Origin of the sequence: Cohnella sp. LGH, from assembly GCF_017671885.1 — a bacterium.
GTDB lineage: Bacteria > Bacillota > Bacilli > Paenibacillales > Paenibacillaceae > Cohnella > Cohnella phaseoli.
Window position 1 is genome coordinate 1,874,486 of the sequence record NZ_CP072117.1, and the last position, 26,897, is coordinate 1,901,382.

A 26,897-nucleotide genomic window follows, 5' to 3' on the forward strand; every position below is an offset into this window, starting at 1 on the left:
TCCTTTTATTTCAGCGACGAATCCGACAGCCGTGCAAAGGCGTCGACGGCGAGCGCAGCGAAAAATGAAGCCCCAATCGGCAGCGCGCGCTCGTCGACATCGAAAGCCGGATGGTGCCATTCCTGCGGTCCCGAAGTGCCGAGGAAGAAGAAGCTGCCCGGAACATGCTGCAAGTAGAAGGAAAAATCCTCTCCCGCAGGGGAAGGCAACGGCTCGACGACATGCAAGCCGATCGAATTGGCGACAGTCGCCGCCGCCTCGGCCCAGCGGCGATCGTTGACGACGGCGGGCGGGCCGTCTAGCCAGCGGACTGAGGCTTGTGCCCCAAGCGCCGCGCCGACGCCGGTGACGATCTGCTCGAAGCGCTCGCGCACCTTCGTTCGCACCTTCTCGTCGAACGTCCGCAGCGTGCCGTCGAACACGGCTTGTTCGGCGATAACGTTCCACGCTGTGCCGCTGTTCAGCCGCGTCACGCTGACGACCGCGCCGTCCAGAGCGCCGACGTTGCGGCTGACGATCGACTGCAGCGCGGTTATGATGTGCGCGGAGGCGACGATCGGATCGATGCCCGCCTCGGGTACTGCGGCATGCGTGCCGAGCCCCTTCACCTCGACGATAAAGCCGTCGGCCGCGGCCATCAGCGGACCGGCTTTAATACCGATCGTGCCGACCGGCAGGTCCGGCTTGTTGTGCAGTCCGAACACGGCTTTAACGCCTTCCAATGCGCCGCTTGCAATCACCTGCGCTGCGCCCTTCGCCTTCTCCTCGGCCGGCTGGAACAGAAAGCGAACCGTGCCTTCCAGCTCAGCCTCCCGCTTCTTCAGCAGCAGGGCGGCTCCGAGAACGGCGGCCGTATGGAAATCGTGCCCGCAGGCGTGCATTTTGCCCGGAACCCGAGAAGCGAACTGCAGTCCGGTCTCTTCCTGCAGGGGAAGCGCGTCGATGTCGGCGCGAATGGCGATGACCGGTCCCCCGAGCAAGCCGCCGACTTCGGCAACGACGCCGGTGCGCAGCGGATAGTCGGCGATACGAATCCCCGCTTCTTCCAGCCAACCTCGAATCGCCGCAGTCGTCTCGAACTCTTCATGGGACAGCTCCGGATGGGCATGAAGCTGGCGCCTGATGGCGACTAATTGCTCGTATAGCGGCTCAGCCGCGAATGTACTCATCTCTATCTTGCACCTCCTTGCTTCCGTTTGGGGACAAAAGCGGACCAATAGCCCCTAGGCAGGCTGTTCCTCGAATTGCTCCTGTTCCTCGAACGCCTCCTTCAGCAGCCGGAACGAGCGCACCCGTTTCTCAAAATCGGGGATGATCGTCGTGAAGATCAATTCGTCTGCGCCATAGGTTTGCTGCAGCTCCAGCAATCGACGATGCACCGTCTCTTTCGTACCTTGCGTGATGTCGGCGTCCCGCACCTCCGCCGTATACGTCTCCCCGGCCTGGCGGGCGAACTCCTCCGCCTGCTCAAGCGAGCCTACGTTAACGGTTTTGCCGCTGGCCAGCGTCACGCGTACGTTCTTGAACTGGCCGGCAAGCTCGGCCGCCTCTTCCTCCGTGTCCGCCGCGATGACGGACAAGGCAAGCAGCGTGCGCGGCTCCCCTCCCTTGGCCCGGTTAAAGCCGGCTCGGTACGCGTCGAACGCTTCTTTTGCGGCAGCCGGGTCATTGTTGATGAACAGCGCGAACGCGTAAGGAAATCCTCGCTCCGCCGCCAGCCTGGCGCTGGACACGCTCGTTCCGAGCAGATAAACGTCGGCGGGCTGCACCGGCAGCGGATTGGCCTGCAAGCCGGCGAGCGGTTCATCGTCGGCGACGGGTCCGCGCAAATACTGCTCAAGCTGCGCCAGCTTCACCTCCAGCGACTCCGGCTCGGCGACGCCCTCCTGCAGCGCCCTTGTCGAGCGCGGCAGCCCGCCGGGAGCGCGTCCGATGCCGAGATCGACTCTTCCCGGAGCAAGCGAGGCGAGCACGTTGAAATTTTCCGCCACCTTGTACGGGCTGTAATGCTGAAGCATCACCCCTCCGGAGCCGATGCGGATTTTGTCCGTGCGGGCCAGCAGGTGGGAAATCAGCACCTCCGGGGAAGCGCCGGCCATCTGCGGGGAGTCGTGATGCTCGGACACCCAAAACCGTTCGAAGCCAAGCTCTTCCGCAAGCTGCGCGAGACGAACGGTATTGCCCAGCGCCTCGGACGGCGTCTGGCCCGGAAATACGATGCTTTGATCCAAAATACCGAGTTTAAGCGTCATCTCTATCTCTCCGTTCCGTAGTTGTTCAAAAGCCCTCTTTAATCGCAATGCGTCTCAGGAGGTTAAATCGAATAGCTGCTTTCCGAAGTGAACCTGGCCAGAAATTGCCGCGTCCTCTCCTCCCTAGGCGATTGAAAAATGTTCTTCGGCGGCCCTTCCTCGACGATCGAGCCACCCTCCATAAACACGATATGGTTCGCGACCTCTTGAGCAAAGCCCATCTCATGCGTGACGATAATCATCGTAATGCCTTCTTTGGCGATTTTGCGGATAACGGAAAGCACTTCCCCCACCAGCTCCGGGTCAAGCGCCGAGGTCGGCTCGTCGAACAAAATGACCTCGGGGTTCAGCGCTAGCGCCCGGGCAATACCGACGCGCTGCTGCTGCCCTCCGGACAATTGACTCGGATACGCGTCCAGTTTGTCGCTAAGTCCGACTTTCTCCAGCAACTCGACGCTCCTTTTGCGCGCCTCCTCCTTCGCCAGCTTTTTGACGATGACGAGCCCCTCCATCACGTTCTCAAGCGCGGTTTTGTGGCGGAACAAATTGTACTGCTGGAACACCATCGCCGTTTTGCGTCTAAGCGCGTGAATGTCCTTCTTGGCGGGCTTGCGGCAATTGACGGCGAATTCGTCGATCGAGATCTCCCCATCGCTCGGCCTCTCCAAATAGTTGATGCAGCGGAGCAGAGTCGTCTTGCCCGAACCGCTCGGCCCGAGAATTGCGACGACCTCGCCTTTGTCCACGGTCAGATCGATTCCCTTCAGCACTTCGTTTTTGCCGAACGCTTTGCGAATTCCGGTCAGCTTGATCATGCGACACCTCCTCGACTGTATCGGGTGACTCTTCTTTCCAGCAGCGCCGACAGCCGTTCGATCAGTACCGTCATTCCCCAGAACAGGAGCGCCGCAGCCAAATACGCCTCGAAAAACTTCCAGTTCGTCGTCGCCACGATCTCCGCCTGGGCGTTGATGTCGACGACCGACACCGTAAAGGCGAGCGTGGAGCCATGCAGCATGCCGATCACGCTGTTCGTCAGGTTGGGCAATGCCGCCGCGAACGCCTGCGGAAACACGATCCGTCGCAGCGCCTGCGGCGTCGTCATGCCGACCGCGTGCGCGGCTTCCATCTGGCCCTTGCTGACTGCAAGCAAGCCGGAGCGAACGACCTCGGACAGATAAGCCCCCGCGGTAATCGAGAAGGACAAGTACGCGAACCCGATCATCGGAATTTGCGCCGACCGGATCGGCCAATCAAACCTCTCCGCCAAACCGTCTACGATTAGCGGAATCGCAAAGTATAGGATCAGCAGGTGCGTCAGCATCGGCGTGCCGCGGATAACCGTCACATAAGCGGCGGCGATCCGGTGCAGCACGGGAACTCTGTACATGCGGCACAGCGCGATAGCGGTGCCGATCGCAAAGCCGCACAGCACCGATACGGCCGTAATTTTGAGCGTTGTCGGCACGGCAGTCAGCAGGCTGACGAACGCCGTCCAAATAAACGAGAAATCCAGACTCATGCGCCCGTGCCCCCTTTGCTCAACGCGATTGCAGCGTTCGTGCGTTTTTTCAGCCACTTTTTCCCGAGCGGGACTCTCTCCGTCTTGCCGGTGTCGCGTTCATGCTTCAGCATGCGGCGCTCGGCGAGCAGGAACAGCCTCTCTAGAGCGATGCTGAGAAGGAAGTAAACCGCCGCCAGCGCAATATACGACTCGATAAAATGCCGGGACATCGTCGCCAGTGTCTGCGATTTGCCCGTCAGTTCCATTACGCCAAGCGTAAATGCCAGCGACGTGTCCTTCAGCGTGGCTATGACGAGATTCGCAAGAATCGGCACCGCAATCCCGATCGCCTGCGGGAAAACAATCCGGGTAAGCGCCTGAAACCCGTTCATCCCGACCGCGTACGCCGCTTCGACCTGACCGCGATCCACCGCGCTTACCGCCGCCCGGATGCCTTCCGATACGTAGGCACCGCTATGCAGTCCATAGACGAGAATGACGAATACGAGCACGGGTAGCCGCGTAATGTCGATGTGGACCAGCTTTAGCACTTCCGGAAGCCCGTAGTAGAGCAGGAACAGCTGGATCAAAATCGGCGTGCCCCGGAAAAAGGATGCGTAAAGCTGGGATAGCCTCTGCAGCACGGGAACGCGATACAAGCGAGGGAGTGCGGCCAGCAGGCCGAACAGAAGACCCAGCACGATCGATGAAGCTACGATAAATAGAGAGATTTGAATGAAGGGCAGCAGCTTCACGAAATATTCGAACACATACTGAATATCGAATTGGGCACCCATGCGGGGGTTCATCCTCTCGCCTTTTTATTTCTGCAGCTGTTTATTCTTCGGCGGTAAAATCTCCGCCCAGCCATTCCGTGCTCAGCTTGCCGAGCGTGCCGTCGGCTTTCAGCTCCTTGATTGCACCGTCGATGGCGTCTGACAGCTGTTGCGATTCCGCGTCGTTCTTGCGGAACATGAACAGAATGTCGGCTTCGGAGAGCGCCGGGCCGGTCGCCTTCAGCTTGGCCTCCGGATCGATGAGCGACAGCGCGAAATCGGCGGCCAGCGTCGCGTCCACCCGACCGCTAACGATCTGCTCGACCGTGTCGTTGGCGCCTCCGTTGCTGAATACGACTTTGATGGCGTTGTCGTTCGCTTTGTTATAGTTATCCAAAATTTGCGCTTGGGCGCTCGTCGCGCCTACCAGCACCTTCTTGCCCTTCAAGTCGTCCAGCGTCTGAACGGAGTCGTTGTCCTTGGCGACGACGATTTTGTTTCTCCAGTGCGCGTAAGGCTCTTTGTTGAATAAATACTTTTCTTCGCGTTCGGGGTTTTTCTCCATCTCGTGGGCGACGAAATCGATTTTCTTCGTTTCGAGGCTGAGCAGCAGGCTTTTGAATTCCTGCGTCTGCAGCTCGAATTCGTATTGGGGCAGCCGCTTGTCGATCTCTCTAACGAGCTCGACATCGAAGCCGGTCAGCTTGCCGTTCTCGTCGATGAAGCACACTTTCGGAAACTGCGTGCCCGTGCCGACGATAATCTTCGTCACTTTTGCCGGCTCCGCTTCGGTGCCAGCCGACTGGCTCGGCGAGGACGACAGGCTCGCTGCCGGCGCTTCGGGCGAGGGCGACGAGGAGTTGGCCGCATTGTTGCCTTTCGCTCCGCAGGCGGTTAAGGCGAGCGAGAATGTAAGAATAACGATGGCTAGACTGGTTTTTTTCATAGTGAGGTTCCCTCCGCTTTTCTTTGTTTTGTTAACCTTATAATTCCTACCCGATAAGTAAGAATTGTTGTTGGGATTAACAATAGCACCTGAGCTATTTTGTCGTCAATGGATTTGATAATAGAGATCTTCTATCGATCGATTCAATAATCCGATACGACTTTATGGGCGGTGGGGATGAAGGTGGGGCTGTAGTGGGGCGCTAGAAGGATGGAGAGCGAGGAGAGTGCAGTGGGGGCGGAGTGCAGTGGACACTGGGAGTACAGTGGGTATGGGGAGTGCATAGATTGCGAAAGGCTCGACTGTCGAGCCGGCACCTCAAAAGAGTCCGGAATTATCGCGGAAATTTGGTTGATACGGAAATCGTATGATGCGACTTGGCGAGTGGGGCATTCTTAAACGATCTACCCAGGCTAATGTTGAAGGAGTAAAGGAGTAGGTACGTGAGGGGGACTTATTCGATCCTCCCGAGTCGATGCCAGACGTATAGGTGCCTGGGAGGGACTTATTCGATCCATCCGAGTCGATGCCAGACGTATAGGTGCCTGGGAGGGACTTATTTGTCGCCGTCAGCTGGTGGGAGGGCGAATAGGTGCGTGGGACGGTCTTATTTGTCGCGGTCAGTAGGCGTCGGGAATAAAAAAAGGCTACCCCCGCATACTCGGGACAGCCTCTACTAAACTATGCGTTAGAACGAGCGCTAAGCCAGGCCAACTCTTCGGCCAATTCGTCCGAAGCGCGGTCGAGCCGTTCGCCTAGTTCCTCGGACAGCTCGTGGCCGCCGTTCTCAAGCCGCTGCACCCACTGATCGATTGCAAACACGCCGCCCAGAATGTTGCGGCTGCCCAGCACCGACAGCACCGGCTTCAGCGCGTAATCCAGGCTGAGCAAATGCGCGATCGTGCCTCCGATAAACAGCGGCAGCGTGATTTTGCCCTTGAGTCCGGTCTGCGGAAGCAGATCGAGGAAGGCTTTCAGAATACCCGTATAAGACGCTTTATAGACCGGACTTGCGATCACGACGGCACTGGCGGCTTCCACCTGCGCAAGCGCGGCGAGGATCGCCTCATCCTTGAAGTTCGCATGAAGCAGCGCTTCGGCGGGCAGATCCGCGACGTGAATATGGCCGATTTCGAGACCTTTCTGCTTCCAATTGTCCTCAACCCGCTGAATAAGGCCGTTCAAACGGGAACCCGGCGTCGGACTCCCAGAAATAATGACGATTTGACTCATGCTCTACTCCTCCTATTGGGCGTTGAATTGTTGGCCGATTGCGATAATTTCGTTCAGAAACTGTCCGTGCTCCCCCGGATTGGAGATAACGTTCGTCTGCAGGGCAATGCCGTCCGTCTCCGGCATGCGAAGCGGAACGAGCTTGCCGGACGCGACCTCCTGCCTTACGCTAAGCCCCGGGAGGAACGAAATGCCCGTCCTGCCGAGAACAAGCCGCTTCGCCATTTCCGAATTGTCCGTCTGAATGCGGATATTCGGCGGGTGGTCGAGATTTTCGAAGATGCGGTGGATTCTCAGCCAATCGAGCGCTCCACATTCGAAAAAGACGAGCGGCTGCCGAGCGATCTGCTCCACCGATAGCCGTTCCATCCCGATAAACGGATGATTCTCGTAAACGTACAAGGAAATCGGATCCTCGTAAAATTTGACGGAATGCAGGTTCGGATGATTCACTCCGCGAACGAAGCCGATATCGACTTCCTTGTTCAGTACCTTGCCCACGATCTCGTCGGTCGTTCCCGTCACAAACTTATAATGGGTATTCGGAAAATGAGCCGTCAGCCGCGGAAGCAGCTCGGGGACGACGTAATTCGACACGGTTACGGTACAGCCGATCTTGATCTCTTCGGGGAGCGACTTCTTTCGGTTGACGTGCAGCTTCCCTTTCTGATAGGTCAGTAGCAGTTGCTGCGCGTAGGGCAGAAATCTTCTGCCCTCCTCCGTAATTCGCACGGCCTTGCCTTGACGGTCGAACAGCCTGCAGTCGAGATCGCGTTCGAGCGACTGGATGCGGGCCGTAACCGACGGTTGGGATAAGTATAACGCTTCCGCCGCTTTATTGAAACTCCCGCAATGGATGACGTATACGAACGCTTCGACGTTTTCGATATTCACCGTCATCCCCCCAACTTCTCCAAGATTAATTTTCAGTCATTGATATCCAATATAATAAATCGGAATTATCGGATTGTAAAGAAAATCATGTTAAGCAAAGCTCCCCATTACGCAAAAAAAGCTCGCATGCGTCTAGGGCGTGTCTGAAAACCCGCTCAAGGGCATCTTTCGCCGCCTTTTCGCCCCCTGCTTCGTCACTTTTGCTTAACGCACCTCCGGTACGCCTTCACAAAAGTTCCTTGCCTGGAACGAAAATTCGGCAAAATCTGCTGCCCTCGGAGTATTCAGACACGCCCTAAGCATCGAGCTTCTCCTTATCCAGTCCTTTCTTCCCCTTGCTCTTCCGCGCCGACAACCGCCCTTTTCCGGCAGCCCCCTCATCATAGCCGTGCAAGTTGACGGACTGCACCCCTTCGCATTCGCTGAGCGACTGAAGCGCTCCCTCCAACCATCCGCTTTTTTTGCCGGACAGCATATAGACGATCTGCAGGTTCTCCCGGTCGGAACGATCGGTCAGCGACACTCTCCTGACCGTTGCCCCGCAATCGTCCAGCGTTCGGTTCAATCGCTCCAGGACGCCGGGGTCCCATGCCGCCGTGACGGACAGCTGCCGGTTTTTCCTTGTCCGGAACACCCGCTTCTCCACACCGTTCAGAATAAACAGACAAGCGAACACAATTAGCGTTACGACCGCAGACGGCAAGTAGAAACCCGCTCCCACGGACAAGCCGATTGCGGCAACGACCCATAAGGATGCTGCCGTCGTCAGCCCGCTGATCGCCATGCCGTTGCGCAGAATCGTGCCTGCGCCGAGAAAGCCGATTCCGCTAATCACCTGAGCGGCCAGCCGGGCCGGGTCCATCCTGACGTTCGCCTGGTCGGCGTATTGCGAAAACCCGTACATCGACAGCAGCATAATCAAAGCCGAGCCCACGCATACCAGAATGTGCGTACGCAGCCCTGCCGAATGATTCGAATATTCCCGCTCCCAGCCGATGATCCCTCCCATCGTCACCGCGCACAGCAGCCGGCCGCCCAATTCCCAATGCGAGATATGCCAGACATCCACCGGCCTCGCCTCCTCTCGCGCTCCCGCTAACCGATGAACCCGTCGCGCAAGGCGGTCAAACGCTCGACCGATTGTTCCGCATAGGTGGGCGATTCGGTCTCGATGACCCAGCTGCCGCGGAAGCCGTGCCGCATCACCGTCGCTACCAGCTCGGCATAAGGGATCGTCCCCATGCCGACGGCCAGATGCGAATCGTAATCTCCCTGATTGTCGTTCAAGTGCATGCCGATCAAATGCGGCAGACAGAGGCGCAGCCCCGCCAGGCAAGCATCGGGCCCGAGCACATGGGCATGTCCGGCGTCAAACAGAATACCCAGACGCGGGTGCCCGACCCGCTCGACGACCGACTTGACGAACTCCGGTGACACTCCGTGAAGCTTCGGCTTCGGCGGTACGTTTTCCAGCGCCAGCTTAAGCGGAGACGGTCGACGCGCGGCCAGCACTTCCGTCAGGAACGAGACGCATCTGTCCAGCGCCTCCGGCCCGTCGCGCTCGCCCTCCCCCATCCCGGCGTGCAGCACGACATAAGCGCAATCGAGCCGCTCGGCAATATCCATGGCCCGATGGAGAACGGCCTGGCTTGAGCGCCGCTCCCCTTCGTCGACAGCGCAAGGATTCAGCGTAAAAATCGGAGCGTGCAGCGTCCACCTCACGTTATCCCGAACGCCTCGTCGCTTCAGCTCGTCCAGCCGCTCATCGCTCCAGTCCAGCAGCTCCCTGTGGCCGTCCTCGCACATCAGCTCGATCCTCGTCCAGCCTTCCCTGATCAACCAATCGAGCGCTTCGGTCAGCGGCTCGTTTATCAATGCAAAAGTAGATATGCTGAAATACGGTTTTCTGTTCATGCCGTCTTCTCCCCTTTGTTACTTGATACCCGAATGCATAAAGCTATTCATGAACTGTCGCTGGAACAGCAGGAACGCCAGCAGCAGCGGCAGGACTACGATCAGCGTTGCGGCGCTAACCTCCGACCATTGTGCGCCGGTTTCCTGCGACAACCCGAAGATTGCCAATCCAACCGTCACCGGACGATTTTCGATCGAGTTGGTGACGATGAGCGGCCACAGAAAGTTGTTCCAATGATAGCTGACCGACACAAGTCCGAATGCGATATAGATCGGCCGCCCAAGCGGGAAGTAAACCTTCCACAACAGCTGCCACTTCGTATACCCTTCCATCGTCGCCGCCTCGTCGTATTCCTTCGGGATGCCCATGAACGCCTGCCGCAGCAGAAAGACGCCGAAGGAGGAAGCGAAGAACGGCAGCATAATTGCCAGCTTCGTATCGATCAGCCCCATCTCGCCGACGACGAGATAGTTCGGGAAGATCAGGACGTCGTTAGGCACCATAATCTGCATGAGGAAGACGAGAAAAACAAGCGATTTGCCGATAAAATTCACTCTGGCGAACGCATATGCGGCCATTGTGACGGTAATGAGCTGCACGGCGAATACACTGGCCACGATAATAAGCGTATTTAATAGATAGCGGTCGAATGGAGCGGACTGCCACACATGAATATAGTTATCGAACGTAAAATTAAAGTTGAACCGGGTAGACAGCGCCTCGCTCTTCGGTTTGATCGACGTCCACAGCATCCAAACGAGCGGAACCGCCCACAATAAGGAGACGACGAACATGAGCAGCTGCGGAAGCTTGGATAGATAGCGCATCTCGTAAAGCCCTCCTTATTATTGATAGTGGATTTTCCGGTCCAATCCGAAAAATTGCAGCGCCGCGATAACGAGCAGCAGGACGATCATGACCACGGTCAGCGCGGACGCCATCCCTTGATCCCAGAACGTAAACGCCTGTTCGTAAATATAGAAAAGCAGCAGATTGCTCGCATTGTCCGGGCCGCCCTTAGTCATCGTCCACAGATGATCGACCCATTTGAACGAGTTGGTCAGCGCCACGATCATCACGAACAGCGTTGTTGGCATGAGCAGAGGAAACGTTATTTTCCGGAATACGGTCCAGCCTCCTACGCCGTCCATATCGGAAGCCTCATACAGCTCTTTTGAAATATTTTGCAGACCTGCGAGAAAGAAAATCATAAAATAGCCGGCTTCCTTCCAGACGATCATCACCATCATCGCCCACATGACCAGCTTTGGATCGCCGAGCCAGTTCAGATTCCCCTGTCCTACGTAATTGATCGCGCGACTGAGCAGCCCGTACTCCGGCGTGTAAATAAACAGCCACACGTTCGCGACAGCAATCATCGGTATAATCGTCGGGGAGAAAAAAGAAGTGCGCACCCAATATTTGAACCGAGTAATTCTATTCGCAAATACCGCCATGGCAAGCGCGAGTGCAATCGAAGCGGGTACAGTAATCGCAGCGAACCAGAGGTTGTTGCTCATCACCTTCCAGAACGTGCTGTCGCCCGCCATGGCGATATAGTTGTCCAGGCCGATAAATTCGGGAATTCTCGTCGTCAAGTCTTTGCGGTACAAACTCAGCACGATCGTCTTGCCCATCGGATAGAACGTGAACAAAGCCAGAAAAACAACCGAAGGCAGCAGCAGAAACCAGGCAAATGCATTTGTCTTTAACTGTCGCATATTCAGAAACGATCACTCCCCTCTACCAAATCCCGGAGAAGGCGGCGCAGCGCCGCCCCTGCCGGTTAAAGCGGTTACTTTTTGAAGCTCTTTAGCGCGTCGTCGGCTTCCTGCTGCGCCTTCTTGAGCCCTTCCTCCGGCGTATACTTGCCTAGAATGACTGCCTGCATGTTGTCGTTAAGCGCCTTGGCGACTTTGCCGTAGTTGTGGGTGGAAATTTCCCCTGCCGCATATGGAAGCTGATCTCGCGCTACTGTAACGTATTTGAATTCCTGAATATAATCTTTCATCAACTGCGTCTCGTACGCGGCCGGCTTTACGGCCACGTAGCCGGTTTCCTTGCTCCATTCGGCCGCGCGCTCCGGCGTCGTCATAAACTTGATGAACTTCCAGGCCGCTTCCTGCTTCTCCTTCGGCGTGCCCTTGAACAGATAGAAGTTGCCGCCGCCGGTCGGAGAACCGAGTTGCTTGTTGCCGGGCAGCATGCTGACGCCGAAATCAAACTTGGCGTTGTTCTTGATGTTGGTCAAATTTCCGGTCGTATGATAGATCATAGCGGCTTTGCCTTCCAGGAAGTCAGAAGGCGTCGTCCCCCACTCGGTAACGCCTTCCGGCATCACTTTGTGCTTGTGGATAAGATCGTTCCAGAACGTCAGCGCTTCGATCGTCTCCGGCGTATCGAAATAAACTTCGGTGCCGTCGCGGTTCATGACGTTTTTGTAAGTCGTGCCGTTCTGCATCGCGAACGGCTGGAACAACCAGTTAAAGCTGTTCGGGCCGTTGGAAGCCAGCTCGATGCCCCAACGTCCGGGCTTAGTCAGCTTCTTGGAGTATTCCAGCAGCTCGTCCCACGTTTGCGGCGGCTTCTCCGGATCGAGGCCGACTTCGCGATAGGCGTCCTTGTTGTAATAAAGCACGACTGTGCTGCGCTGGAACGGAATGCTGTACGTGGAGCCGCCCGCCTGCGAGTTCTCGACGAACGCCGGATAAAACCCTTGCAAGTATGCGTCCCCGCCCTCCTGCGCAATATAATCGTCAAGCGGAACGATCGCATCCATGTCGAGGAAGCTGAACAACTCGGTGGCAAGCAGTACGGCCACGTCCGGCGGCGTGTTGCTCATGACGGCGGCCTGCACCTTGATCGTCGTATCGGAATAGCTTCCCGCATAGACCGGCTTGATCACGATGTTCGGATTTTCCTTTGTGAACTCTGCCGCCATCCGGTCGATGATCGCCGTCACCGGGCCTCCTACCTGAACCGGATAGTAGAACGAGAGCTCGATTGGCTTGCCGGACGACTGCGAGGAAGCGTTGCCCGAGGCGGTTGCCGAAGGGCTATTGTTTTCTTTGCCGCATGCCGCTAACATAAGAGTCGTAATTGACAGTACCGCTACAGCCGTTCTCATTTTGTTCATGTGTGGCGTTTCCCCTTTTCTCTTGGAATGAATCCAGCATAATGTAAGCGCTATATTTGTCGAAACCATCCGAGTTATAGATTTAGTACGATTTTTTAAAACCACTCCTTTTTGGACAAGCAGGTGACATCGTGATAACCGCGCTCAGAACTTTCTCCGCTTGGACTCTGCGCACAAAATTCGTCGTTCTTTTTCTGTTGTTGATTTTAATTCCACTCGGTTTTCAAAGCGCGATTACATTCCGTAATTTCTCGGGAGCGCTGGATCGGCAGGCCATCGGCTATACGGAGCAAATCATCAAACAGATGAATACCGACCTGGAGCGCACGCTCCGCGACGATATGCAGAAGTTCTCCCTTATGGTGCTCTATAACCAAGAATTGCTGGGCATTCTGGAAAAATACAGCCTCGATTCGGTCGACAAGGCACCGGATGTAAATGAACGGACGCGCATTTTCCAATATATCGCCGGTTACGACTTCAGCCGATCTTATATTAAAGGCGTACAGATCATAACGAATAACGGCTATATTTTCAGCAATGTCGCGCCCGACAACATTCGTCCGGCGCTGCCGCCCGGCCGGAAGGAATGGATCGAACGCATCAAGCTGGCCGAAGGCCGCTGGGTTATTCTGCCTCGTCAACGCTCCGATTACTTGCTTCAGCAGCCGCAGGACGGCAGCGTATCGATGGCCAGCCTCATTCTGGAGCCGAGCTCGGCTCAGGTGATCGGCATGATCAAGGTCGATTTTACCGACGAATTATTCACCCGGCTGTCAGCCAACTACCAGAACAAGCAGATCGGCAATCTGTTCGTCGTTAACGACCGGAACGAGCTGTTCTATCGACAGAGCGGGCTCGAAGCCTCATCCGACGAGGATTTTCTTAACGCAAGCATCCCGAAGGAGAACGAGGCGACCAAGCTGCGCATCGGCGGGCTCGACTATTTGACGACCGCTGGACATTCCAGCTTCTCCGGGCTGAGGATCGTCAGCTTTAATCCGGTCGATTCGCTGCTGGAAGAGACGAAACCGCTGCTGCGGTCGACGATCTTGTTCGGCCTGCTCTGCCTTGGCTTCGCCGGATTGCTGGCGGTATTTACATCGTATAAGCTAACCCGTCCGCTCATGCAACTGCGGCGTAAAATGCTGCTCGTCCGCCAGGGCAAGCTGCGTCAGACGGTGGAGATCGATTCCCGTGACGAGCTTGGCCACCTGAGCCGTGAATTCAACTTGATGACCGAGGAAATCGACCGGTTGGTCAACGAGGTTTATCTGATCAGCCTGAAGGAAAAAGAAGCTCAATTGTCCGCGCTACAAAGCCAGATCAACCCGCATTTTATCTACAATACGCTGGAATCTATCAATATGATGGCCATCCAGTCGAGTGATTATCGGGTATCCGATACGGTGCATGCCCTGGGGCAGTTCCTTCGATACACGGTGGACAAATACGACCGGTTGGTCGAGCTGCGGGAGGAACTAGAGTCCGTTCTGGCGTACATGATGATACAGAATAACCGATTCGGCAACCGGCTCAAGCTGATTGTGGACGCAGACGAAGCCTACGAGAGAATCAGAGTGCCCAAGCTGCTGCTTCAGCCGCTGGTGGAGAACGCGATCATTCACGGGTTTGACGATATGAAACGAGAGGGAACGATTTGGGTCTCGGCCGTGCGGCTCGAAGAGGTGCTATTGCTTACCGTCAAGGACGACGGGAAAGGAATGAACGAGGAAGAAATGCTGCAGCTCAGGCAATCGCTGCGGACGGATCAGCCGCTGGAAGCCAGCGGACAGAGGCAAGGACTTGCGCTTCGCAATATTCATCAGAGGCTTGTCCTTATCTACGGCCCCGAATACGGGCTGGATATCGACGGAACGCCGGGACGCGGAGCGTCCTTTACAATTACCGTTCCGATTCGCAAGGAGGAAACACTATGAAAATCATCGTCGTCGAAGACGAGGCGGTCATCCGCCAAGGCATCCGCAGTATTCTCGAGGATATTTCCCCGGACGGCTTCGCGATCGCGGAATTCGATAATGCCGGGGATGCATGGACCTATATGCAAAGACACGTACCGAATATGGTCATTACGGACATCCGGATGCGTGAGATGGACGGGCTGACGCTCATTCGCAAAATTCGCCAGCTCTACGCGGATATGCCTGTCGTCATTATCAGCGGATACGAAGAGTTCGAATATGCTCAGCAGGCCATCCGTTACAAGGTGACCGATTATTTGCTTAAGCCGATCAATCGTCGTGCGTTGATTTCCCTCGTTACGGGCGTCGCGAGCCGACTGGCTCCTCAGGCGGCTCGCGATACCGCGGAAGACGAAGAGGACCCGGGATTGCCCAAGTCCAAAAGCGGGGACAACAGACGTTTAATCCGCAAGGTAAAGGAATCGATCGACGCCAACCCTGACGGAGACTTAAGACTGCAAGTGCTTGCGGAATATGCGGGAATTAACGCTGCCTATCTGAGCCAGCTGTTCAAAGCGGAGACCGGGCGCAATCTGTCGGATTACATTGCCGGCGTTCGTCTGGAACGCGCCAAGCATCTGCTCGCCACGACCCATCTGAAGATCTACGATGTGGCGCACCAATCCGGCTATCAAAGCCCGAAGCACTTCATGCTCGTCTTTAAGCAACATGTCGGCAAGACGCCAAGCGAGTATCGGGAGCAGTCCCAATAAAATTCGCGGTTCAAAGGTCGAGGGTGACGCCCGGACAGAAGCCGGGATTGTATTCGCTTAACTGCAGCGCGAACAGCGGATCTCTTGCCGCCAATTCCGCATAGTAGCTGCCGATGCCGTGATTGCCTGCAACCGAGCCGTTGTGGAAGCTGAGCTGTTCGGAGCGACGAACGTGTTGGTAGTAAAACGTTCTGTCGGTCTTCGGCATCGTCAATGTCGAGGGCGGCAGATGAGTGACGACATCGAACGAGTTGCACACTCTGAAGCTGCGCGCGATTTTGCCGTCGTACGCTTTCGCGAAGTCCGGATCGCCGGCGCGCGGAGCCGCGTACGTATAGACGACCGGGTGACGAAACTTCGTTCCCGCCGCCGAATCGAGCGCGCATAGCGTCGCCAGCGCTCCTCCCAGGCTATGGCCGGTAACGTACAGCGTTTTGTCCGGGGAAATCCGTCTCAGGCAAGAGGAAATTCCCGCCCTCGCCCCGCCGTATATGTCGGTAAAACCGCGGTGAGTCATTCCGGCGTTTCTGACGAACTTAAATTTGACCTGACTGACCAGAGCATCGGACGCCCAGTCCGACGTCGAGCTTGTGCCGCGGAAGGCGACGATTGCATGCGTGTCGGATTGCAGCACGAAGCCGAATTTCTCGGATTCGCCGAGCAGCGATTTGGAGCGAATTTCGCCGACAAACTCGAACGGCCGGGGAACGACGAACGCTCCGTCCGGGTTGTTCCACTGCGCATAGGTCTGGCTGCATACCGCAGCCAGAAAAATCGCCGTACGATTGTTGAACCCTTCCATCGGCAGCGCCCCCGTAAAAGCCTTTCCAGTAGCCTATTAACGGGAGCGCCTGTTGGTGCTTATCCTTTAGTTAGCCGTCGGCTTCCTCAAGTAAAATTTCCACGACGGTGTCCTGATCGTCCGGAAGCGGATACGTAAAATGCTCGGGCTGAGCAAAGTTAAAGAATGCGTCGTCCGGGTACATGACGGCATTCCACGGACGGGAGACGAACAGCTCGGAGCCGTCGGCCAATAGCCGCGCCCGTTTGATCTTCCCGGCGAGACCGGCCAAATTAATGGGGCCGATGCTCTCCTCGAACAGATGCGCGTAGAGCTTGTTGCCTTTTTTCGTGTAACGGCCCCAGTCCGGCTTCGGAAGAGACGCCTGGCCGCATCCGTAGATACTGTCTCCGTTGCGCTCCATCCACCGGCCGATTTGATCCAAAATCCGCAGCGATTCCACCGGAATTTCTCCTCTGGCATCCGGTCCGACGTTCAGCAGCAGATTGCCGTTTTTGCTGACGCATTCGACCAGCTTGCGGATGACCGTTCTCGCCGTTTTGTAGGTTTTGTCCGCGGCCGCATAGCCCCAGTTGTTGTTCAGAGTGATGCACGCTTCCCATGGGATGGACTCCCCGTTCTCGTTCACGACGCCGCTAGGCGGAATGATCTGCTCGGGAGAAGCGAAATCCCCGGAATAGAAGCTCGGCTCGCTCGAATAAATCGAACCGCCCTCTTCGCCGCTCGCCTCCAGCCGATTGTCCACGACAATGTGCGGCTGCAGCGAACGGATCATCTGCATCAGCTCGGTCGCGCGCCATTTTTCCCCCTTCATCTCATCGTAGGAGAAATCGAACCACATAATGTCCAGCTTGCCGTAATCGGTAAGCAGCTCGCGCACCTGGCCGTGCATATATTCCAAGTACGTGCCAAACGTTGCCGGATCGCGCTTGTACGCCTCGTTGTCGCGCATCGGATGGATGCGATCGCCATAGGCCGGATAATCGGGATGATACCAGTCGATCAGCGAATAGTAGAGACCGACCTTCAAACCCTCGGCGCGGAAAGCTTCCAGAAACTCGCGCACTAGATCGCGGCCCGCTTTCGTATGGGTAGACTTGTATTCGGTCAGCTTGCTGTCGAACAGACAGAAGCCGTCGTGATGCTTGGCCGTTAGTACCGCATACTTCATTCCCGCGTCCTTGGCCGCTCTCGCCCAAGCCTTCGGATCGTACTTGTCCGGGTTGAATTCGTCGAAATAAACCTGGTAATCCTCGTTGCTGATTCTTTCTCCGTTTCTGACCCATTCTCCTCGGGCCGGAATCGAATATAAGCCCCAGTGGATAAACATGCCGAAGCGGTCTTGCAGAAACCATTGCGTTCTTTCTCTGATTTGCTCGCCGTAGGTTGACATCTCTTTGGCCTCCATCCTGATTATCGGATATCCCTAGATTAGCAACCAAATGCTATAATCAACAAGGTTGGCAATTAGCCTTTATGGGGATACGATTAACTACTTCGAGGTGACCGACAAGTGCCGCTTAACGAACGTTCCGTCTATTTGTCCGAGCTGCTTCGCAACCTGAAGGTTCAGCCGATAGACGCTTATTATACGCGCTGTACGTCCCACTGGCGGGAGCTGGACTACGTTCCCGATTACAATAAGCTGTATTATATTTGCGACGGAGAAGGCTGGGTCAAAATCGGTGATGCCGAATATTACCCCAAGCCGGGTCAGATCGTCTTTATGCCCGCGAATGTGAAGCAGTCCTATTCCGTCATAAGCGACAATACCTATGAAAAATATTGGTGTCATTTTACGGCCACGATCGGCGAGTTGGACCTGTTCCAATGGTTCGACGTTCCCCATTGCATCGACGTTCGGCAGCATGACCGGTGGCAAACGCTGCTCGAGGAGTTGGCCGCGCTGCATGCGGACGGCGCCTTCCTCTCGCGAATCCGGGAGAAAGCCGTCATGCTTGAGCTCGTCGCGCTGCTGCTGGCGGAGGCGGGAACGGAAATCCGCGTGCTTCCGGGCCGGTCGTCCGACGTGCAGCGGCTCGACCTGATCGAACGGTATATCGAAGAGCAGCTGGCGAAGCCCGTTACGCTTGAACAGCTGGCTAGACACGTCCATCTGCATCCGAACTATCTCGTGCGCTACTTCAACAAACAGTTCGGGGTGTCCCCGCTTAAATATTTAAACCGCAGAAGAATGCAAAAAGCGAGGGAGCTGCTAAGCTCAACCTCGCTGTCCGTCAAAGAAGTGGCGGAGCGCGTCGGATACGTCGACACGAACCACTTCGCCAAAGCGTTCCGCCGGGAAAACAGCTGCAGTCCTACGGAGTACCGGAATCGGGGCGTATAGCCGTCTGCCCCGGACGCATGGAGTCCGGGGCAGACGGCCCACCCAATCTAAATTAACATTAAGCCGGCTTCACCTCGGAGTCGACCTCCTGCCGCAGTACGCGCACCTTCTTTCCCTTGCTCTCCAGTCTGACCACGATTTTATCGAGCGTTTTTGCCGCTGAGTGATCCCAAACATGGCTGTCGGTCAGGTCGAGGCATATACTCTGAGCCTCGTCGTTAAAGTCGATGCGATCCATCAGCTTGTCGCTGGAGACGAAAAACAGCTGGCCTCTAATGCGATATACCCGCTCCCGTCCGTCCCATTCGTCGCGAATGTCCAGCTTCGTGGCCGAACGGTAAGCATAGAGCAGTACGCTCAACAGGACACCGACAATAACCCCGATCGCCAGATCATGGGTGACCACGACGATGGCCACTGTGACGACCATAATGAACGTATGCGCGAACGGCTTGCGTCTAATGTCCCGCAAATAGCTCCAATCGAACACCTCGATGCATACCATCAGCATAACGCCGACCAATGCGGCGATCGGAATCGCATTCAGCACATCCTTCAGCAGGAATACGAGCACAAGGAGCGACAGAGCCGCGACAAGCGTGGACAGACGGCCGCGGCCGCCGACCTTGACGTTGATCGCGGACTCCGCGACAAGCGCGCAGCCGGCCATTCCCCCAAAAAAGCCCGTCACCGTATTGGCGATCCCCTGCCCTCTCATCTCTTTATCCTTGCTCGTTTTCTCCTCGGTCATCTCGTCGATAATCGTTTGGGTCAGCAGCGTCTCGGAGTAACCGACGACGGCGAGCGAAAACGCGGTAGGCAGCAATATCCACAGCGTCTCCCAGGTAAACGGAATAGCGGGAATATGCAGAAAAGGGAGCATCGGCTCGATCGTCGCAATGTCCCCGACCGTGCCCAGCCCCATCTGGCCGACGAAGACGACAAGCGTCATTGCACTTACGGCGACGAGCGGCGACGGGATGGCTTTGGTCAGCTTCGGGAACAGATAGATGATCGCCAGCGTCGCCCCGACCATCGCGTACATCGGCCAGGACTGTCCGTCAAAATAGCGTAATTGAGATATAAACAGCAAAATGGCCAGCGAATTAATGAACCCGGTTACGACGGAATGAGGAACAAAGCTCATCCATCTCCCCATCTTCAACGCGCCCATCGCGAATTGAATTATGCCTGTCAGAATCGTCGCCGCGAACAAATATTCCACGCCGTGGCGGGCCACCAGCGCCGTCATCAGCACGGACATGGAGCCTGCCGTGGACGAAACCATTCCCGGGCGGCCGCCGAAAAACGAGATCAGCACGAGAATGCAGATGGTAGAGTAGATGCTGATCATCGGGTTAACGCCGGCGATGAACGCGAACGCCAGCGAATCGGGAATCAGTGCCAGCACGGTCGTAATTCCGGCCAATACGTCCGCTCTTATGTTGGAAAACCAGGTTGTTTGGAATCGGTGTAACATGCTCGCTCTCGTTCTCCTTTTCTTGCTGCGCTACAACACACCTTGTAGATAATACACCTAAGCTCTCGATACGTCTATCGGAAACTTCCCGAAAATAGGCTGCCAGAGGCAGCCCCAAGAAAAACAAGGAACGCGGCAATGCCGGCTCCTTGTTTGAACTGCTATATTCTACAAAGTGGAACGAATGAGGTACGTCCGCCCCGGCTCGGTAGCAAACCGGATTCCTCCTCGTTCGGAGCGTTGGTTGGCGACTTCCTCCCCGTCCAACGTGACGATCAACCCTTCCGCGTCCGCGATTTCGCAATCCCGTCCCTGCAAGGATCGGACTTCCGCCTCCTCCAGGCAGCCTTCCCGCCAGCGAATGTCCACTTCGAATCCGCCGCGAGCCCGCAGTCCTTCCACGCTGCCGCTGGGCCAAATGTCGGGAAGCGCCGGAAGCAGCTCCAGCACATTCCGGTGCGATTGCAGCAGCATCTCGACGATGCCGGACGTCGCGGCAAAATTGCCGTCGATCTGGAACGGCGGGTGCGCGTCGAACAGGTTCGGATACAGCCCGCCGCGGGAGTAATTCTCGCCCTCTTCGGAAAGCCGCATCAAGTTCGTCAGCAGATCGTAGCTTTGGCTGCCGTCGCGGAAGCGCGCCCACAGCCCAACCTTCCAGCCGAGACTCCAGCCTGTGCCCTCGTTGCCGCGCAGCTCCAGCGAACGGCGCGCAGCGGCGAACAGCTCCGGCGTATCCCGCTCCGTCAGCTGCCTGCCCGGATACACGCCGAACAGATGCGAAACGTGGCGATGCTGCGGATCCTCGTCTTCGAAGTCCTCGAACCATTCCTGCAGCCGCCCGTCCCGTCCGACCTGAAGCGGATACAGCTTCGCTCTGGCGGCGCGAAGCTCCTCCGCAAACCGTTCGTCCGCTCCCAGCGCATCGGCCGCTTCTATGCAATTCGTGAACAGGTCCCAGATGAGCGACATGTCCATCGTCGACGCTTGGCTTATGGCGGCCAGCTTGCCGTTATAGCGAAATTTATGCTCAGGTGAAGTCGACGGACTGGTTAATAGACGGCCGTTCTCGTCCTCTTCAAGGAAATCGAGGCAGAACTGCGCCGCTTCCTTCATCGTCGGATACGCCGTATCCCGCAAATAATTTGCATCTCCGCCGAAGGCGTAATGCTCCCACAGATGCTGCGCCAGCCAGACGCCGCCCATCGGCCAGATCGCCCAAGAGGCGTCGCCCGCCCCCCGTCCCCCCGCGGGTGCCGAGTGTCCCCACAGGTCGACGTTGTGATGTGCGACCCAGCCTCCGCAGCCATAATGAACCTTCGCGGTTGTACGTCCGGTCTGCGCCACTCTGCCGATCAACGAAATAAGCGGCTCGTGGCACTCCGACAGATTGGCCGTCTCCGCAGGCCAATAGTTCATCTGCGTATTGATATTGACCGTGTAGTTGCTGCTCCACGGCGGACGGGTCAGATCGTTCCATATGCCCTGCAAATTCAACGCTTGAGTGCCCGGGCGGGAGCCGGCGATCATTAAGTACCGGCCATATTGGAACAGCAGCTCGACGAGATTCGGATCGGAGGAACCGAAATCGGAAATCCGCCGGTTGGTCGACATCCCTTCGGGCGAGACGCGTTCGCCAAGCTTCAGCTTGACTCTTCCGTACAGAGCGCGGTAGTCGGCGATATGATCGTCCCTAAGCGCAGCATACGTTTTGCCCGTCGCTACGTCCAGGTGCTTCCCCGCCTCCGTCGCCGCGTCCGGAATTCCGCTAAAGGTTGTGGCGGCGGCAAAGATAAACGTGGCGCTGCGCGCGCCGACGACATGCAGGCCGTCTCCGTCCGCGCGCACGCTCCCGCCTTCCGCGGAGACGTGCAAAACGCCCGCGAAGCGAATCGCCTGGGAGGTCTCGGCGTCGCCGTAGACAATCGGATTCGGAGTATCGCGATAGTTGGGGGAGACATGCTCCGGAGCGATGCCGCGTATAACGAGCCGCCCGTCCTCGATTGAGGTCGCATGACGCAGCGGACTGTCCAGGCGCGCATGAATCTCAAGCGCTCCCGGCTCGTCGGCCTCCAGCCGCACAACGAGCACCCGGTCGGGATGCGAGACAAACAGCTCTCGGCTGTAGCTCACTCCCCCAATCTCGTATTTGACCCGCGACAGCGCGTCGTCCAGATCAAGGGAACGTCGATACGAGCGATGCGCGTCCCCGTGGCCGAATGTAAGCAGCAGGTTTCCGAACGGCAAATACGATTGCGAATAATCGCCCATCATTTCCTTGCTCTTCAGATCGGCCTCCTCGTAGCGGCCTTCCCGCACCAGCTTGCGAACCTCCGGCAGAACCTCGATCCCTTGCGCGTTGTTGCCGTCCTTAGCCGGAGTGCCCGACCATAGCGTATCCTCGTTCAGTCCGATTCGATCGCGTTCGACGCCTCCGAAATGCATCGCTCCGATTCGGCCGTTGCCCAGCGGCAACGCCTCCGTCCACCTGAAAGCCGGTTTGTCGTACTGCAGCTTCACCTGCTTCTCCCCCTGCACTCGTTTTTACGAATTGTGCCGTTTCGTTTACTCGTCTTCCTTAAATACCGGCTTAATCAACAGATCGAACGCAAACTCCCGTTCGTCGAAGCGGTATTTTTCCGCCAGCTGCGGACCGCAGGAATTCGAACCGACGCCGCTCATCCGGTAGTCGAGATGAACGATCGTCCGATCGCTCTTGCGCAGCAGATGGGCATGGGTAGCGCGGGTCAGCTCCTCTGCCGAATAGTGGGACGCTCCGAACAAGAACGGCCTGCCGCTCTCGAAACGAAGCCCCATTCCCAGCTCGTTGGACACGATCGCCCATTCCGTATCGTATCTCGCCCCGTTCTCCTGCGGATAGATATACGGTTCGAACATCTCGTCCACCGTCTGCAAATACCGGCCCTTCTTCACGCTGCGACGCTTGTCGACGTAGCTCTCGTGCGGCCCGTAGCCGAAGTATTCGACTTCCTCGTTGCCCTGCGGCATCGTCAACTGCAGTCCGAAACGCGGCAAATACGGAAGCCCTTCGCGAACGTTCGCCTGCACGGCCAACGCGATCTGCCCGGCGCCGTCGATCGTCCATCTCGCCTCTCCGTTCAGCAGAGGACGACGAATGTAGCCGCCAAGCGAGAAACGCACCTCGATCTCGACCTTTCCTTCGTCGCGCTGCCGCCATTCGCACGCATACACCTTCATCTCCGCGCGGTCATAGCCTTCGTCGAACCATTGCCGCTTGATGTGCATATCGTTATCGGTCGGCGCTCTCCAGATCGCGAAGCTCGTCGGAGCTGCCAGCATTTCCACTCCATGCTTCTTCAAGCTGTTGAACGCGCCTGCGGCCAGATCGAACGCATAGCGGAAATTCCTGCCCGTAAGCATAAGCTCCGAGCCGGATTCACGCGCCTGAATCGACGATGCGGCCGCATCCATGGAAGCCGCTCTTGCAGATGCGTTCCCAAGCTCGAACTGAGCGAAGGCCATCTCGTAGCCCGCTTCCGCCCACGGCGTCTCCTCCTTCGCTCGCACCGTGAACGTCAGTTGACGAGCGGACGAGGAAGCCTGACCGAGATCCGGCTTAAGAAGCTGGGCCTGCTGCGGAGCGGCATCGAGCTGCCAGATCGTGCCTTGACGAACGATCTTCCCGTCCTCCTCCAGCTTCCACTGAACGTATGTCCGCGACAAATCGGTAAAATCGTACAGATTGCGGATTTCGTACTGCCCTTCTTCTGCATCGGACTTGGCGATCGCGACCGGGGCGATCACCTGTTTAAGCTCCAGCAAGCCGGTATGCGGTTTCCGATCCGGCGTAACGAGCCCGTCGATACAGAAGTTGCCGTCGTTCGGCATGTCGCCGAAATCGCCTCCGTAAGCGAAGTAAGCGACGCCTTCGGGCGTCTCTGTCGCGATACCGTGATCGGTCCATTCCCAGACGCAGCCGCCCATCAGCTTCGGATAGCGATAGATGATTTCCCAATAATCATGCAGATCGCCGGGGCCGTTGCCCATCGCATGGCTGTATTCGCACAGGAACAACGGCTTGCGGTTGTCCGGATTTTGCGCGTAGGCTTCGATGTCGGCCGGAGAAGCGTACATCCGGCTCTCTATGTCCAAACTTTCCGTATCCGTGCTGCCCTTGTTGATCGGAGCGCCTCCCTCGTTGTGAACGAGACGGGAATCGTCGCGGGCCTTCGTCCATTGCTGCATCGCGATATGATTGTCGCCGTAGCCCGATTCGTTGCCCATCGACCAAATGATGACGGACGGATGATTTTTGTCCCGTTCGACCATCCGCACCGCGCGATCCAGGAAGGCGTCGCGCCAGTCGGGATCGTTCGTCAGCCGGTGAATTTCGCCCTCAATGGCGTTATCGGCGCTGCCGATGCCATGGCACTCCAAATCCGCCTCGTCGATGACGTAGAAACCGAATTCGTCGCACAGGTCGAGAAAACGCGGATCGTTCGGATAGTGAGACGTGCGAATCGTGTTGACGTTGTGGCGCTTCATCAGCTTCAGATCGCGGATCATATGGTTCAGCGGAATCGTCTGGCCCAGCGAAGGGTGCGAGTCGTGCCGATTGACCCCTTTCAGCTTGACCGCTTTCCCATTAATGCGGAATACCCCGCCCTCGACGTCCACCTTGCGGAACCCTACCGGAAAATAAAACGTTTCGTCGCCGGCCTGCACATACAGGCGATAAAGATATGGATTTTCTGCGTTCCACAGCTGGGGACGGTCTAGAGTCAAGCGAATCGTCGCCGCATTGGGCACGTCCGACTCCCCGGAGGTGATCTGTGCGCCTTCCGCATTCGTCAAAATAGCGGACACCCGAACGTCGCCAACCGCTTCCACTTCGACGTTCAGCACGGCCGCACCGAAATCTTCCGACAACTCCTGCTTTAGAAACACATCGCGCACATGCGCCTGATCCCTCGCCAACAAATAAACGTCCCGAAAAATGCCGGAGTAACGCCAAGCGTCCTGGTCCTCAAGATACGTCCCGTCGCACCATTTCAGCACCATGACCGCAATCCGGTTCGTTCCGCTTCTTAGGCCCGTCAGCCGGAACTCGGCAGGAACGCGGCTGCCCTGGCTGTAGCCGACAAAACTGCCGTTGACCCACACGTAGAAGCAGGAGTTGACGCCCTCGAACACAATATATTTTTCCTTGTCCGTCCAATCGTCCGCCAGCTCGAACTCTCTTGCGTACAATCCGGCCGGATTGCGGTCCGGGACGTACGGCGGATCGCACGGAATCGGATAATTGACATTTGTATAATGAAGCTGGTCGTAACCGTTCACCTGCCAGCAGGACGGAACAAGCAGTTCATCCCACTCCGAGCGGTCGGCGTTCTCTTCATAGAAATCTTGCGGAACGTCCTGGACGCTGTCGTAGTATCGAAATTTCCAGCTTCCGTTCAGGGTGCCGTAGTAGGGAGAGCGGCTCCGCTTGCCCGATGCCGCGGAGCTCCGGTCGGCATAGGGAATGCCGTTCGCTCTGGCCGGCTCGCGATTGACCTGCAGGATGGAGAGATCCTCCCAATATTTCGCAATAGAGATCATCTGTTTAATCGTCCTCCCGATTTCTTCGATAGATTCGATAGCGTGCATAGTTCCATTATAGATTGTGCTATACTGGATCATACAACCCTCGGAAGGGACACATTCTCGTACAAAATGGACATTTTTAAGAGGAGGCGGGAGGAATGAAGCTGGGGCTGCGCTCCAACTTTTCACCGGAGGAGCACCCTGTTCCGTTCACCGTCTACACAGTCGGGATGGAGCAGCAGGGCGTGCTTAGCCGTATGGAGGGATTTTCCGCCCACCAGCTGCTGATCACGGTGTCGGGCAGGGGGCGAGCACACCTGCTTGGACAGAACAAATGGGACATCCTTGAGGAAAATACCGTGCTGTATGTCCCCGCCGGCTTTCCGAACGAATACATGCCGGTCGTCGAAGGAGACTGGCTGCTCGCCTTCGTCTCCTTTCATGGCTCGGAAGTCGCTTTGGCTTCGTGGGGATTCGGCGACGCCTCCTCCGTCCTATCTGTCCGTTCCGCGGATCGTCTGCTAAAGCTGCTGAAGAGCATTTGGCTTCACTCCGGCCCCGATTACGACGCTTGGGCAGCCTCGGAGCAGCTCTTCGCCCTGCTGACGGAACTGCGCAAGCAAAGCTGCGAGGACCGGAGCCCGCCGGAGCTGCTGCGGCCGCTTCCCGAAGCTTCGCGCTCCCCGACCGCGCTCAAAGCGGCTAAGTTTCTGCAGGATTACATGCATCGGGACATCAGCATTTCTCATCTGGCCGAGCAGGTCGGCTATTCGCAGAAGCAGCTGACGCGGCTGTTCCTGCAGACGTTCCAGACGACGCCGCTGCAGTATTTGCGCCGCGTCCGGCTTAAAGCGGGACAGCTGCTGCTGGAGACGGGCGAAAGCATGTCGATCAGCCAGATCGCGCTTCGCGTCGGCATGGAGCCGACCTACTTTACCCGCGAGTTCCGCCGCGTATACGGCGTCGTTCCCGGCAAGTACAGGCTTCAGTACGGGCGGGAAGCGGCGGCTCAAACGGAGACGGACGCGTAGTGAATTAATGGGGACTGATCGTTCTTGCGATTAGGCCGAGTTGGGGTGGAGTGGGGTGAGCCGTTTGTCGTCGCACACGTCAACTTTAGGTGAAATTCCATGCAAAATTCGGCCCTCTTCGTTTATTTGAGGTCAACTCGAACTTGTACGATTTATCGTACAAATCCGCCGTTCCGCCCCTTCCAACTCCGTATTTTGTACGAGAAACCACACAAAATGGACGCAGCGCCTCACAAAATCGCGGCATCTATACGGTTCATCGTACAAAATTCACATGTTCCACACTTAGACTTTCTGAATCGCCAATAAGAAAATGAC

General features: G+C 56.9%; 22 protein-coding genes. 4 read left to right on the forward strand and 18 right to left on the reverse strand.

What is annotated here, in order from left to right:
* Nucleotides 1-5: 5 nt before the first annotated feature.
* From J4772_RS07550 to J4772_RS07610, 13 genes are all read right to left on the reverse strand, one after another.
* Nucleotides 6-1,169 (reverse strand): amidohydrolase, encoded by a 1,164-nt coding sequence (locus J4772_RS07550; RefSeq protein ID WP_209074743.1) that lies wholly within the window; start codon nucleotides 1,167-1,169, stop codon nucleotides 6-8.
* A 54-nt stretch (nucleotides 1,170-1,223) separates the two neighbouring features.
* Nucleotides 1,224-2,252, reverse strand: a complete 1,029-nt coding sequence (locus J4772_RS07555) for an LLM class flavin-dependent oxidoreductase (protein ID WP_209074744.1) — start codon at nucleotides 2,250-2,252, stop codon at nucleotides 1,224-1,226.
* Between the two features lie 62 nt (nucleotides 2,253-2,314).
* Nucleotides 2,315-3,067 (reverse strand): amino acid ABC transporter ATP-binding protein, encoded by a 753-nt coding sequence (locus tag J4772_RS07560; protein WP_209074745.1) that lies wholly within the window; start codon nucleotides 3,065-3,067, stop codon nucleotides 2,315-2,317.
* Complete coding sequence (locus J4772_RS07565) at nucleotides 3,064-3,774, reverse strand: amino acid ABC transporter permease (protein WP_116065075.1); 711 nt, start codon at nucleotides 3,772-3,774, stop codon at nucleotides 3,064-3,066. The genes J4772_RS07560 and J4772_RS07565 overlap by 4 nt, the downstream gene beginning before the upstream one ends.
* Nucleotides 3,771-4,553 carry an amino acid ABC transporter permease gene (locus J4772_RS07570; RefSeq protein WP_209074746.1) on the reverse strand — a complete coding sequence of 261 codons (783 nt, stop codon included), beginning with the start codon at nucleotides 4,551-4,553 and terminating at the stop codon, nucleotides 3,771-3,773. The genes J4772_RS07565 and J4772_RS07570 overlap by 4 nt, the downstream gene beginning before the upstream one ends.
* A gap of 40 nt (nucleotides 4,554-4,593) precedes the next feature.
* Nucleotides 4,594-5,478 (reverse strand): transporter substrate-binding domain-containing protein, encoded by an 885-nt coding sequence (locus J4772_RS07575; RefSeq protein WP_116065077.1) that lies wholly within the window; start codon nucleotides 5,476-5,478, stop codon nucleotides 4,594-4,596.
* Between the two features lie 681 nt (nucleotides 5,479-6,159).
* Complete coding sequence (gene ssuE, locus J4772_RS07580) at nucleotides 6,160-6,711, reverse strand: NADPH-dependent FMN reductase (RefSeq protein WP_116065079.1); 552 nt, start codon at nucleotides 6,709-6,711, stop codon at nucleotides 6,160-6,162.
* A 12-nt stretch (nucleotides 6,712-6,723) separates the two neighbouring features.
* Nucleotides 6,724-7,611, reverse strand: a complete 888-nt coding sequence (locus J4772_RS07585; RefSeq protein ID WP_371822832.1) for a LysR family transcriptional regulator — start codon at nucleotides 7,609-7,611, stop codon at nucleotides 6,724-6,726.
* A 289-nt stretch (nucleotides 7,612-7,900) separates the two neighbouring features.
* Complete coding sequence (locus J4772_RS07590) at nucleotides 7,901-8,674, reverse strand: MgtC/SapB family protein (RefSeq protein WP_209074748.1); 774 nt, start codon at nucleotides 8,672-8,674, stop codon at nucleotides 7,901-7,903.
* Nucleotides 8,675-8,700: 26 nt separating this feature from the next.
* Complete coding sequence (locus J4772_RS07595; RefSeq protein WP_209074749.1) at nucleotides 8,701-9,519, reverse strand: sugar phosphate isomerase/epimerase family protein; 819 nt, start codon at nucleotides 9,517-9,519, stop codon at nucleotides 8,701-8,703.
* An 18-nt stretch (nucleotides 9,520-9,537) separates the two neighbouring features.
* Nucleotides 9,538-10,347, reverse strand: a complete 810-nt coding sequence (locus J4772_RS07600) for a carbohydrate ABC transporter permease (RefSeq protein WP_209074750.1) — start codon at nucleotides 10,345-10,347, stop codon at nucleotides 9,538-9,540.
* Between the two features lie 18 nt (nucleotides 10,348-10,365).
* Nucleotides 10,366-11,241, reverse strand: coding sequence for a carbohydrate ABC transporter permease (locus J4772_RS07605; protein ID WP_209074751.1), 876 nt, complete (start codon nucleotides 11,239-11,241; stop codon nucleotides 10,366-10,368).
* Between the two features lie 74 nt (nucleotides 11,242-11,315).
* On the reverse strand, nucleotides 11,316-12,656 hold the full coding sequence (locus J4772_RS07610) for an ABC transporter substrate-binding protein (RefSeq protein WP_209074752.1): 1,341 nt from the start codon (nucleotides 12,654-12,656) through the stop codon (nucleotides 11,316-11,318).
* Nucleotides 12,657-12,787: 131 nt separating this feature from the next.
* Here J4772_RS07610 and J4772_RS07615 point away from each other — a divergent pair, with 131 nt between their 5' ends.
* Nucleotides 12,788-14,596: a sensor histidine kinase gene (locus J4772_RS07615; RefSeq protein ID WP_209074753.1), complete on the forward strand. Its 1,809-nt coding sequence runs from the start codon at nucleotides 12,788-12,790 to the stop codon at nucleotides 14,594-14,596.
* The gene (locus J4772_RS07620) at nucleotides 14,593-15,351 is read left to right on the forward strand and encodes a response regulator transcription factor (protein WP_209074754.1); all 759 of its coding nucleotides are present in this window, start codon (nucleotides 14,593-14,595) and stop codon (nucleotides 15,349-15,351) included. The genes J4772_RS07615 and J4772_RS07620 overlap by 4 nt, the downstream gene beginning before the upstream one ends.
* 10 nt (nucleotides 15,352-15,361) lie before the next feature.
* Here J4772_RS07620 and J4772_RS07625 read toward each other — a convergent pair whose 3' ends face one another.
* Both J4772_RS07625 and J4772_RS07630 read right to left on the reverse strand, forming a co-directional pair.
* Nucleotides 15,362-16,153: a lipase family protein gene (locus J4772_RS07625; protein WP_209074755.1), complete on the reverse strand. Its 792-nt coding sequence runs from the start codon at nucleotides 16,151-16,153 to the stop codon at nucleotides 15,362-15,364.
* A 70-nt stretch (nucleotides 16,154-16,223) separates the two neighbouring features.
* Nucleotides 16,224-17,546, reverse strand: a complete 1,323-nt coding sequence (locus J4772_RS07630) for an alpha-L-fucosidase (protein ID WP_209074756.1) — start codon at nucleotides 17,544-17,546, stop codon at nucleotides 16,224-16,226.
* Between the two features lie 120 nt (nucleotides 17,547-17,666).
* Here J4772_RS07630 and J4772_RS07635 point away from each other — a divergent pair, with 120 nt between their 5' ends.
* The gene (locus tag J4772_RS07635; protein WP_209074757.1) at nucleotides 17,667-18,500 is read left to right on the forward strand and encodes an AraC family transcriptional regulator; all 834 of its coding nucleotides are present in this window, start codon (nucleotides 17,667-17,669) and stop codon (nucleotides 18,498-18,500) included.
* Between the two features lie 58 nt (nucleotides 18,501-18,558).
* Here J4772_RS07635 and J4772_RS07640 read toward each other — a convergent pair whose 3' ends face one another.
* From J4772_RS07640 to J4772_RS07650, 3 genes are all read right to left on the reverse strand, one after another.
* Nucleotides 18,559-19,980: a SulP family inorganic anion transporter gene (locus tag J4772_RS07640; protein WP_209074758.1), complete on the reverse strand. Its 1,422-nt coding sequence runs from the start codon at nucleotides 19,978-19,980 to the stop codon at nucleotides 18,559-18,561.
* A 168-nt stretch (nucleotides 19,981-20,148) separates the two neighbouring features.
* Nucleotides 20,149-22,500, reverse strand: coding sequence for a glycoside hydrolase family 95 protein (locus J4772_RS07645; RefSeq protein WP_209074759.1), 2,352 nt, complete (start codon nucleotides 22,498-22,500; stop codon nucleotides 20,149-20,151).
* Between the two features lie 45 nt (nucleotides 22,501-22,545).
* Nucleotides 22,546-25,563, reverse strand: coding sequence for a glycoside hydrolase family 2 TIM barrel-domain containing protein (locus J4772_RS07650; RefSeq protein WP_209074760.1), 3,018 nt, complete (start codon nucleotides 25,561-25,563; stop codon nucleotides 22,546-22,548).
* Nucleotides 25,564-25,706: 143 nt separating this feature from the next.
* Here J4772_RS07650 and J4772_RS07655 point away from each other — a divergent pair, with 143 nt between their 5' ends.
* Nucleotides 25,707-26,579: a helix-turn-helix domain-containing protein gene (locus tag J4772_RS07655; protein ID WP_209074761.1), complete on the forward strand. Its 873-nt coding sequence runs from the start codon at nucleotides 25,707-25,709 to the stop codon at nucleotides 26,577-26,579.
* Nucleotides 26,580-26,897 lie beyond the last annotated feature (318 nt).

Coding starts and splice junctions, on each gene's coding strand:
- J4772_RS07570 (WP_209074746.1), bottom strand. CDS start 4,553: ATGGGTGCCCAATTCGATATTCAGTATGTGTTCGAATATTTCGTGAAG.
- J4772_RS07600 (WP_209074750.1), bottom strand. CDS start 10,347: ATGCGCTATCTATCCAAGCTTCCGCAGCTGCTCATGTTCGTCGTCTCC.
- J4772_RS07560 (WP_209074745.1), bottom strand. CDS start 3,067: ATGATCAAGCTGACCGGAATTCGCAAAGCGTTCGGCAAAAACGAAGTG.
- J4772_RS07555 (WP_209074744.1), bottom strand. CDS start 2,252: ATGACGCTTAAACTCGGTATTTTGGATCAAAGCATCGTATTTCCGGGC.
- J4772_RS07640 (WP_209074758.1), bottom strand. CDS start 19,980: ATGTTACACCGATTCCAAACAACCTGGTTTTCCAACATAAGAGCGGAC.
- J4772_RS07620 (WP_209074754.1), top strand. CDS start 14,593: ATGAAAATCATCGTCGTCGAAGACGAGGCGGTCATCCGCCAAGGCATC.
- J4772_RS07565 (WP_116065075.1), bottom strand. CDS start 3,774: ATGAGTCTGGATTTCTCGTTTATTTGGACGGCGTTCGTCAGCCTGCTG.
- J4772_RS07610 (WP_209074752.1), bottom strand. CDS start 12,656: ATGAACAAAATGAGAACGGCTGTAGCGGTACTGTCAATTACGACTCTT.
- J4772_RS07650 (WP_209074760.1), bottom strand. CDS start 25,563: ATGATCTCTATTGCGAAATATTGGGAGGATCTCTCCATCCTGCAGGTC.
- J4772_RS07575 (WP_116065077.1), bottom strand. CDS start 5,478: ATGAAAAAAACCAGTCTAGCCATCGTTATTCTTACATTCTCGCTCGCC.
- J4772_RS07595 (WP_209074749.1), bottom strand. CDS start 9,519: ATGAACAGAAAACCGTATTTCAGCATATCTACTTTTGCATTGATAAAC.
- ssuE (WP_116065079.1), bottom strand. CDS start 6,711: ATGAGTCAAATCGTCATTATTTCTGGGAGTCCGACGCCGGGTTCCCGT.
- J4772_RS07625 (WP_209074755.1), bottom strand. CDS start 16,153: ATGGAAGGGTTCAACAATCGTACGGCGATTTTTCTGGCTGCGGTATGC.
- J4772_RS07605 (WP_209074751.1), bottom strand. CDS start 11,241: ATGCGACAGTTAAAGACAAATGCATTTGCCTGGTTTCTGCTGCTGCCT.
- J4772_RS07655 (WP_209074761.1), top strand. CDS start 25,707: ATGAAGCTGGGGCTGCGCTCCAACTTTTCACCGGAGGAGCACCCTGTT.
- J4772_RS07630 (WP_209074756.1), bottom strand. CDS start 17,546: ATGTCAACCTACGGCGAGCAAATCAGAGAAAGAACGCAATGGTTTCTG.
- J4772_RS07550 (WP_209074743.1), bottom strand. CDS start 1,169: ATGAGTACATTCGCGGCTGAGCCGCTATACGAGCAATTAGTCGCCATC.
- J4772_RS07585 (WP_371822832.1), bottom strand. CDS start 7,611: ATGACGGTGAATATCGAAAACGTCGAAGCGTTCGTATACGTCATCCAT.